Here is a 1,646-nt window from a genome sequence, read left to right as displayed (position 1 = left end):
TCTATGGGAGAAAAACTACATCTCTGCCTGGCAGCCGGACGAGAAGTTCAGTCCACCTGAAAATGAGGCTTCGCTCTAAGTGACAGGCGGCCTCGAAATGTGCTCTCAGTAAGCCTCAGCACTCAGCCAATCTCAAACCTTTGGCAGCGTCAGTGTCACCCTCGTGTACTTGCCTGTTACGCTCTCCGTGGCGAGCGACCCGCCCACCACCGCCATCATAGTGCTGTGAAGCGCCAACCCCTGCCCGCTGCCGCCGTTGTCCCGCGCCGGGGCCGACATGCCCACACCGTCGTCCTCCACCGTGAGTTCCAGGCCATCCCAGGTCCTGGCGGACACCCGCAAGTGGAGGGGCCGCGCCGAGTCCCCGTTCCGCCCGTAGCGGGCGGCGTTGCGCACTGCCTCCCGTGCCGCGTAGTACAGCACCTCCGCCGCGAGGGGCGCTACTTCCGCCGTCTGCCGCTCGGCCTCAGGCTCCACCTGCCAACTCACACCATTGAACGCGGTGCCGAACTCCTCCTCCACCGCCTTGCGCAACGCACCCAGCAGGCCGAGCCGCGCCACCTGGGGGGCCGCGCCCGAAGGCATGTCGCGCAACAGGTCGGAAATGCGCCGGTGGGCGTCACCAAGCAGGCCCAGGGCATCCTGCTCGCCGTCACGCCCGTTCACGGGGCCGTTGCCCGCGCTCTCTGCGCCGTTCGGACTAAGGGCGGGGCCGGTACTAGCGTCACCCGGCACCTGCACGTGGGCCTTGCGGCTGCTGAGGGCTATCATGGCGGTATGGAGCAGGGGCAACACGTCATCGTGGAGCACGCGGCGGGCCTGGCGGTCGAGCACCTGGCTTTCGGCGAGGCGGCGGCGTTGCAAGGACATGAGGCGGCGGGCCATCTCGGCGCTGGCCTGCGTGTCCACCATGCGCTCTCCAGAGGCGCGCGCTATCTCGATCTCCTCCTGCGTGTACAGGCCCCCATCCCGCTTCTCACCAAGCAGCATCACCCCGATGAGGCCGCGCTCGCTCCACAGCGGCACCGCCAGGCTCGCGGCATGGAAACGCAGCGGGTCCACCGCCACCCACAGCACCTGGGGCGACGTAAACTGCGGCGTTAGCTCGGCCAGCGGCAGCGGCACCTGCCCCTCCGGCGCGGCCCTGCCGTCCTTGTGCTCCGGGGCGCGATACACCAGCGGCGGCCCCACCAGCGGCGACAACGGCCCCAGCGCCGCTAGATAAGCCACCCTGGCCCGTAGCACCTCGCCGCACAGCACGCGGAACGGCCCCTCTATCTCCAGTTGCTGGGAGGCGGACAGCGGCCCCGACTGGTCCAGCAGGTCGCCGTAGAGGCTGCGCCCCGACACGAACGGCCTGAGCAGGTCCATGTACCGCTCGCGCTCGATGTAGCTGCGCCAGCTAAAGACCGCGTAAAAGACCACCATCAGGATGGTAGCCAGCACCAGGCTGTTGATCGGGTGGGTTGCCACCGTGAGGCTGTAGCCCACGAGCGTGCTGAAGCCCCCCGCGAGCACCACCGCGCTCCACCACTGCAACAGCAGGCTGCGCCGCGGCAGGGCCTTCCCGGTGAATATCTCGTACGCCACCACCGCCTGCCCCAGCAGCACGACCGACACGCCGATAAGCGCGGCGATAGCCAGGT

At 68.3% G+C, this 1,646-nt stretch carries 1 protein-coding gene; it reads right to left on the bottom strand.

Annotation, left to right across the window (positions count from 1 at the left end):
- Nucleotides 1–132: 132 nt before the first annotated feature.
- Nucleotides 133–1,646: ATP-binding protein (locus VF584_10780; protein HEX8210650.1), on the bottom strand; the 1,514-nt coding region annotated here is incomplete at its 5' end.

Source organism: Longimicrobium sp. (assembly GCA_036389135.1).
Lineage (GTDB): Bacteria > Gemmatimonadota > Gemmatimonadetes > Longimicrobiales > Longimicrobiaceae > Longimicrobium.
Note: the sequence above shows the minus strand (reverse complement) of the source record. Positions and strands in the feature narration are given on the sequence as shown.